This is a genomic window from Aminobacter sp. P4_D5, from assembly GCF_056401815.1.
On record NZ_JBFUIP010000228.1, the window covers coordinates 1 to 6,788 of the forward strand.

The 6,788-nt window shown below is 63.6% G+C and carries 9 protein-coding genes; 3 read left to right on the forward strand and 6 right to left on the reverse strand.

What is annotated here, in order from left to right:
• Positions 1-235: 235 nt before the first annotated feature.
• The 4 genes from trmD to rimM are packed head-to-tail and all read right to left on the reverse strand — an operon-like array spanning position 236 to position 2,232.
• Complete coding sequence (gene trmD, locus AC1DWF_RS28715; protein WP_476782459.1) at positions 236-940, reverse strand: tRNA (guanosine(37)-N1)-methyltransferase TrmD; 705 nt, start codon at positions 938-940, stop codon at positions 236-238.
• Positions 941-966: 26 nt separating this feature from the next.
• Positions 967-1,383 carry a type II toxin-antitoxin system HicB family antitoxin gene (locus AC1DWF_RS28720; protein ID WP_476782458.1) on the reverse strand — a complete coding sequence of 139 codons (417 nt, stop codon included), beginning with the start codon at positions 1,381-1,383 and terminating at the stop codon, positions 967-969.
• A 1-nt stretch (position 1,384) separates the two neighbouring features.
• Positions 1,385-1,573 carry a type II toxin-antitoxin system HicA family toxin gene (locus AC1DWF_RS28725; RefSeq protein ID WP_476782457.1) on the reverse strand — a complete coding sequence of 63 codons (189 nt, stop codon included), beginning with the start codon at positions 1,571-1,573 and terminating at the stop codon, positions 1,385-1,387.
• Between the two features lie 56 nt (positions 1,574-1,629).
• Complete coding sequence (gene rimM, locus AC1DWF_RS28730) at positions 1,630-2,232, reverse strand: ribosome maturation factor RimM (protein ID WP_476782456.1); 603 nt, start codon at positions 2,230-2,232, stop codon at positions 1,630-1,632.
• A 69-nt stretch (positions 2,233-2,301) separates the two neighbouring features.
• Between rimM and AC1DWF_RS28735 the strand changes: the two genes are divergently transcribed.
• The 3 genes from AC1DWF_RS28735 (at position 2,302) to AC1DWF_RS28745 (ending at position 4,925) form a co-directional block, all read left to right on the forward strand.
• Complete coding sequence (locus AC1DWF_RS28735; protein WP_476842354.1) at positions 2,302-3,240, forward strand: tyrosine recombinase XerC; 939 nt, start codon at positions 2,302-2,304, stop codon at positions 3,238-3,240.
• A 69-nt stretch (positions 3,241-3,309) separates the two neighbouring features.
• Positions 3,310-4,380, forward strand: coding sequence for a TraB/GumN family protein (locus AC1DWF_RS28740; RefSeq protein ID WP_476782460.1), 1,071 nt, complete (start codon positions 3,310-3,312; stop codon positions 4,378-4,380).
• A 224-nt stretch (positions 4,381-4,604) separates the two neighbouring features.
• A complete protein-coding gene (locus AC1DWF_RS28745) occupies positions 4,605-4,925 on the forward strand; it encodes a hypothetical protein (protein WP_476782454.1) in 321 nt (106 codons plus the stop codon).
• A 72-nt stretch (positions 4,926-4,997) separates the two neighbouring features.
• Here AC1DWF_RS28745 and lpdA read toward each other — a convergent pair whose 3' ends face one another.
• Positions 4,998-6,404 carry a dihydrolipoyl dehydrogenase gene (lpdA, locus tag AC1DWF_RS28750; RefSeq protein WP_476782453.1) on the reverse strand — a complete coding sequence of 469 codons (1,407 nt, stop codon included), beginning with the start codon at positions 6,402-6,404 and terminating at the stop codon, positions 4,998-5,000.
• A 26-nt stretch (positions 6,405-6,430) separates the two neighbouring features.
• The coding region (locus AC1DWF_RS28755; RefSeq protein WP_476842355.1) for an SDR family oxidoreductase at positions 6,431-6,788 on the reverse strand (358 nt) is incomplete at its 5' end.

The following is a 6,788-nucleotide window of genomic DNA, read 5'->3' on the forward strand; positions in this document are numbered from 1 at the left end:
CAAAAGCAGCGTCCATCTTCTCCCATCCTTGCCTAATCGGGCTTCGCTTGCGGCCCTGGCGACTGTTCGGGGTCGATGGAACGGCGGACGAAGACCCAAGCTCTCCCACGGGCTTGGTGTCCCAAAGGAACTTCGGTCTCCCGTCCGCCACCGCACCGCTAGCAATAGCAGATGCGGCAACGTTCAAGTTACAAGGGTAAGGGTGAGGGGCAGCGTTGAGGTTGGAGAATTCAGCTTACCGCTTCTTCTCCGCCCGCCCGGCCCAAAGATCCGGCCGCCTGTCAGCCGTCAGCTTCTCCGCTTCGGCGCGTCGCCATTTTGCGATCTTGCCGTGATTGCCCGAGGTCAGCACCTCGGGGATCACCAGGCCCTCGAATTCCTGCGGCCTTGTGTAGTGCGGATGCTCCAATAGCCCGCCCTCGAAGCTTTCCTCGTCGCCCGACACCTCGTTGCCCATCACCCCGGGCAAAAGCCTGACGACCGCGTCGAGCAGCACCAGGGCCGCCGGCTCGCCACCTGACAAAATGACGTCGCCCACCGAAATCTCTTCCAGCTCACGAGCGTCGATGACGCGCTGGTCGACGCCTTCAAAACGTCCGCACAGGATCACTGCACCCGGGCCGGCGGCCAACTCGCGCACCCGTTCCTGGGTCAGCGGCTTGCCGCGCGGGCTCATCAGGATGCGCGGGCGCCCATCGCCCTCGGGCGAAGCATGGTCGATCGCCTTGGCTAGAATGTCGGCGCGCATCACCATGCCTGCGCCGCCACCTGCCGGCGTGTCGTCGACAGTGCGGTGCTTGTCGGTAGCGAAGTCGCGGATCTGCACCGCTTCGAGCGCCCAGTCGCCACGCTCCATCGCCCGCCCCGCCAGCGACACTCCCAGCGCCCCGGGAAACATCTCAGGATAAAGCGTGAGCACGGTTGCACGAAAGCCCGGCAAGCCTCTCTCTTCAGAATTCGCCACGATCAGCCACGCGCCTTTCGTTTTTCTTCACGCTCGATCTCGTGCTTGGCGGCCACAGCCAAGAAGCCAGAGCGCGTGTAACCCGACTTTTGTGCAAACACGTCGATCTGCTTGAGCACATCCTCGGAAAAGGTGACGTTGACCCTGATGGAGCGTTGGTCCAGCGGCGGCGCCTTGACCAGGATGGCGACACCGTCGCGGTTCTCCGCAACACTCATTACGTCTTCCAGCGACGTCGGCTCTGGGATAGGCTCGCCGTCTTCCATCATGCCTTCGATATGCAGCGCCAAGGCCTCTTCGGCACCGGCACGCGCGTCGTCGAGCGTCGGACCGGCCGACACGCAGCCCGGAAAATCGGGGAACGAAACGCCGTAGTCGCTGTCGGCATCCTTGTGGATGAGAGCAATGTAATTGGCCATGCTATTTCAGCCTGATCCCGGATTGTTTCTCGATGCTGCGCAAGGTCCCCAAAGGGATGTCGCTCCTGGGGTCCGGCACGGTAACCCTGCCTTTCTTTGCAGGATGCTTGAACTGGACGTGGCTGCCCTTGCGCGCCACCTCAACCCAACCGTCCGCCACCAGCAGTCTGATCACCTCACGGCTGCGCATGATGTGTATCTATACACATAGAAGACGCAATTCAAGACAAGCGAAGCCTGGCCTGCCTAGCGATTACCTCCGGCGTCCTTTGGTCCACGCGGACGGCCCTTGTCTTCGAACTCGCCGTCGGAAGGCGCGTTCGCGTCGTCTTCATCCTCAACCAGCCCGGCAGCGACAATGTCGATACCAACAAAGCCGCCTGATATGTCGACCACCGGCACCGCAGCTTTAGTGAACGGGATCAGCACGCCCCTGCGGCCCTGATACTGGATCTCCAGAATGTCGCCGCCGCCGAAATTCTGCACGGCAAACACCTTGCCGACCGGCTCGCCATTTTCGTCGCGAACCGCAAGCCCAACCAGATCGGTGTGGTAGAACTCGCCCTCGTCGCCATCGTCGGGAAGTGCCGAACGGTCGACGAAAAGCTCGGTGTTGGTCAGCGCTTCAGCCGCATTGCGGTCGTTGACGCCCTTGAAGCGCACCACCACCACCTCATTGGCCGGACGGATGGCGGCGATCTCGAAGGCGCGGCCGTCCTTGGCATAAAGCGGCCCATAGTCGGCCAAGGCCAGCGGGTCGCCGGTAAACGCCTTGACGCGCAGTTCGCCCTTGATGCCGTGGGCCGCGCCGATCACGGCCATCTGGATAGGATTTTGGGGTTTGGCCATCGCCTGCTTCACTGCTTGCTAACTTCACTCGTTCAACACTGCCATATTCCAATCGGACACCCGCTGCCAATGCAGGAATTCCTCATCGCCGCAAAACCCGACCTCCAGTCGGCCCGCGAGGGCTGGCTGAAGTCGCTTGCCGGCGAGCGGCGGCTGTCGGCGGCGACGGTCGATGCCTATGAACGCGACACGCGCCAGTTCCTGCAATTCCTCACCGGCCATAACGGCGGTGCGCCCGGCATATCCGACATCCGCGACCTGCGCCCAGCCGATCTGCGCGGCTTCCTCGCCTCCCGCCGCGCCAATGGAGCCGGCGCCCGCACGCTCGGACGCGGGCTGGCCGGGGTGCGTTCGCTGCTGCGCTTTCTCGAACGCCAGGGCCTGGTCAACGCCGCAGGCTCCGCTGCCTTGCGTGCACCCAAGCAGCCGAAGTCGCTGCCCAAGCCGCTGACGGCTGTTGACGCCAAGCGCGTCGTTTCGGCCGGCGAACAGCTTGYCGAAGAGCCATGGATCGCCGCGCGCAACGCCGCGGTCCTGACCCTGCTCTATGGAGCTGGCCTGCGCATTTCCGAGGCGCTCAATCTCACCGCCACCGAACTGGCCTCGCCCGACGACACGGTGCTGCGCATATCAGGCAAGGGCGGCAAGACACGTCTGGTGCCGGTGCTGCCGGTGGCGCTCGCAGCGGTTGCCGAATACCGAAAACTTTGCCCCTATCATCTCGATGCCAATGGCGCCCTGTTTCGCGGCGCGCGCGGCGGCAAGCTCGACCCGGCGATCATCCAGCGTGATATGCGCAAGATGCGCTCGGCCTTGAACCTGCCGGACACGGCAACGCCGCACGCACTGCGCCATTCCTTCGCCACSCAYCTTCTTGGCCGYGGCGGCGACCTGCGCACCATCCAGGAGTTGCTCGGCCACGCCTCCTTGTCGACCACCCAGATCTACACCGGCGTCGACACCTCCCGGCTACTAGAGATCTACGAAGCCGCCCACCCGCGCGCCTGACACTGAAGCCCAACAATTGTCGCAGCCGAATTAACCGTTTTGCCGCTTTTGGCGGCTACACAAATGACCATGAGACGCACGACCGACTTCACCGACCGCGCCGCGACTTTCTCGCTGAAGCTGCTTGCAGCGCTCAATGTGCTGTTCTTCATCTTGTTCTTTGCCGTGGCGTTCCTGCTCGCCGGCAAGGCGCATGCCGAAGCCCCCGCCTGCACCGGCTCGGATATGCTGACGGAGCTTGCCAAGAACGATCCGACGCTTCTGGCAAAGATCGAGGCCGAGGCGAAGGACACGCTCAACGGCCAGGGCCTGTTGTGGAAACTGGAAAAGCCGGGCCAGAAGCCGTCCTGGCTCTATGGCACCATGCATGTCACCGACCCGCGCGTCACCAAGCTAGAGCCCGCCGCTCAAACGGCCTTCGACGGCGCCCACACGCTGGTCATCGAGACCACCGACGTGCTCGACCAGAACGCCATGCTCGCCAGCCTGATGAAGCAGCCCGAGCTGATGATGTTCACCGATGCCACGACGCTGCCCTCGCTGCTGTCGCCGGAAGACGCCAAGATCGTCAATTCCGCACTTGAATCGCGCGGCATTCCACCTGCAAGCGTCACCAAGATGAAGCCGTGGATGCTGTCGGCGATGGTCGCCCTGCCGGCCTGCGAGCTCGCCCGCAAGGCAGGCGGCGCGCCGGTGCTCGACATTCTTCTCGCCCAGCAGGCCAAGGCCGCGGGCAAGGACGTCAAGGGCCTTGAGACCGCCGCCGACCAGCTTTCGGCGATGGCCTCGCTGCCGATGGAGTTCCATATCAAGGGTCTCGTCGAGACCCTCAAGCTCGGCAGCCGCATGGACGACGTCATTGAAACGATGGTCGTGCTCTATGAGCGCGGCGACACCGGCATGTTCTGGCCGCTGTTCCGCGACGCCTTGCCCAGCGGCAGCTCTGACGATTCCGGCTACGCTGCCTTCGAAGAAGCGATGGTGACGACGCGCAACAAGACCATGGTCGAGCGCGCCGACCCGCTGATCAGTCAAGGCGACGCCTTCATGGCTGTCGGCGCGCTGCATCTGCCCGGCCCCGACGGGCTGGTCGAGCTGTTCCGCAAGGCCGGCTACACGGTCACATCAGCCGACCGCTGACGTCCCGTCGTCAGGCCGGTCTGTCGGGCGAACACCCGCGCTCAATGGCGGTCGCCGCCACCTCAGTCGAGCGCCGTTCCGCTGCCTTGGTGGCGTGGCCGAAAACGCTGCCGCTGGAACGTTCATTTCGAAAACTTCACGTCATTGTGAAACCGAAATGCATTTCACGCGTTGATTGCGATGTTCACGCAATGATTGCGGAGCGCAAGCTGAGGGAGATCTCAATGGTGAACAATCCAGATCCAGTACGTCCACCGGCCAGCCAGTCGGGCATGGGGAGCACGTGGCTCATAGCAATCATCGTCGTGCTGCTCGCCGCTGTGGCCTATTATATCTTCGGCCCCAAGCGCGCGGTAGCTCCGGTCATCGAGCCACCGGCCGCCACGGCACCTGCACCATCAACCACCGCTCCAGCCGCGCCAGCGCCAGCACCTTCCGGCACGATGGCCCCTGCCCCCGCAGCGCCTTCTGGCGGCACCACCACGGCACCTGCACCTTCAGGTGGCACCACCACGGCACCTGCCCCGGCAGCCCCCGCAAACTGAGGTCCATGCCCTCAAACGCAAACGGCCCGCTCATCGAGCGGGCCGTTTCGTTTTTGGCGATGTTCGCCGGTCCTACATGTGGATCGGCTTGAAGAAAGTGGCGAGCGCTGCCTCCTTCACCGCTTCAGACATCGTCGGATGCGCGTGGCAGGTGCGGCCGAGATCTTCCGACGAACCGCCGAACTCCATCAGCACCGCTGCCTCGTGGATCATCTCGCCGGCGCCGAAGCCGACGATGTGCACGCCCAGCACCTTGTCGCTATCCTTGTCGGCCAGCACCTTCACAAAGCCGTCAGTGTGCAGCATGGCGCGTGCACGCCCGTTGGCGGTGAACGGGAATTTGCCAGCCTTGTAGGCGATGCCGGCCTTCTTGAGCTCTTCTTCGGTCTTGCCGACAGAGGCGACTTCCGGGCTGGTGTAGACCACGCCGGGGATGACGTCGTAATTCACGTGACCGGCCTGGCCAGCGATGATCTCGGCTACCGCAACGCCCTCGTCCTCGGCCTTGTGCGCCAGCATCGGGCCAGCGACCACGTCACCGATGGCATAGATGCCCGCAACGTTGGTGCGCAGATGGCCGTCGGTCTTGACCCGGCCGCGCTCATCCATCTCAACGCCGGCTTCCTTCAGGCCGAGGCCGTCGGTGTAGGGCCGGCGGCCGGTGGCAACCAGAACGACATCCGCCTCAATGCTCTCCGCAGCACCGCCCTTGACCGGTTCGAAGGTCACGACAGCGCCCTTCTTGGCCTTGGCAACGCCGGTCACCTTGGAGCCGAGCTTGAACTCGAACCCTTGCTTGGCCAGCATGCGCTGGAACTGCTTGGCAACGTCGCCGTCCATGCCGCCCAGGATGGTGTCGAGATACTCGACCACCGTCACTTTGGCGCCGAGGCGCGCCCACACCGAGCCGAGCTCGAGGCCGATGACACCGCCGCCGACCACCACCAGATGGCCCGGCACCTTTTCCAGCGACAGCGCACCCGTCGAGGAGATGATCACCTTCTCGTCGAAGGCGACGTCGACGCCTGGAATACCGGCAACATCGGAGCCGGTGGCAATCACGATGTTCTTGGTCTCGATCTCTTCGACCTTGCCGTCCTCGCCAACGACCGCAACCTTGCCGGCGGCGACCACCTTGCCGGTGCCCCTGAAGCTGTCGATCTTGTTCTTCTTGAACAGGAACGACACGCCGGTCACGTTGGAGGCAACCGTCGTATCCTTGTGCGCCATCATCTTCTTGAGGTTCATCTTCGGCGTGCCGACCTCGACGCCGAGCGCGTCGAACGAATGCTGCGCCTCGGCCAGCATCTCGGAGGCATGCAAAAGCGCCTTGGAGGGAATGCAGCCGATGTTCAGACAGGTGCCGCCGAAGGTCGCGTTCTTCTCGACCACGGCGACCTTCAATCCGAGCTGTGCCGCCTTGATGGCGCACACATAGCCGCCTGGGCCCGATCCGATAACGACGACGTCATATGCCATGAATCCTGTCCTTCTTGCCTGGGCGGTCAGCGGCCGCCACTCACGTTCAAAATTGAGCCCGTCGTATATGATGCCTCATCCGACAAAAGCCAGATGACGGCATGTGCGACTTCTTCGGCCTTGCCTTCGCGCTTCATCGGCACGAAGCCGCGAATGGCGGCGATTCGGTCCGGCTGGCCGCCGGAAGCGTGGATTTCGGTGTCGATGATGCCGGGGCGCACCGCGTTGACGCGCACGCCCTCGGTCGCAACTTCCCGGGCAAGCCCGATGGTGAAGCTGTCGATCGCACCCTTGGAAGCGGCATAGTCGACATATTCGCCGGGCGAACCGATCAACGCCGCAGCCGAGGAGATGTTGACGATAGCGCCACCCGCACCACCATGC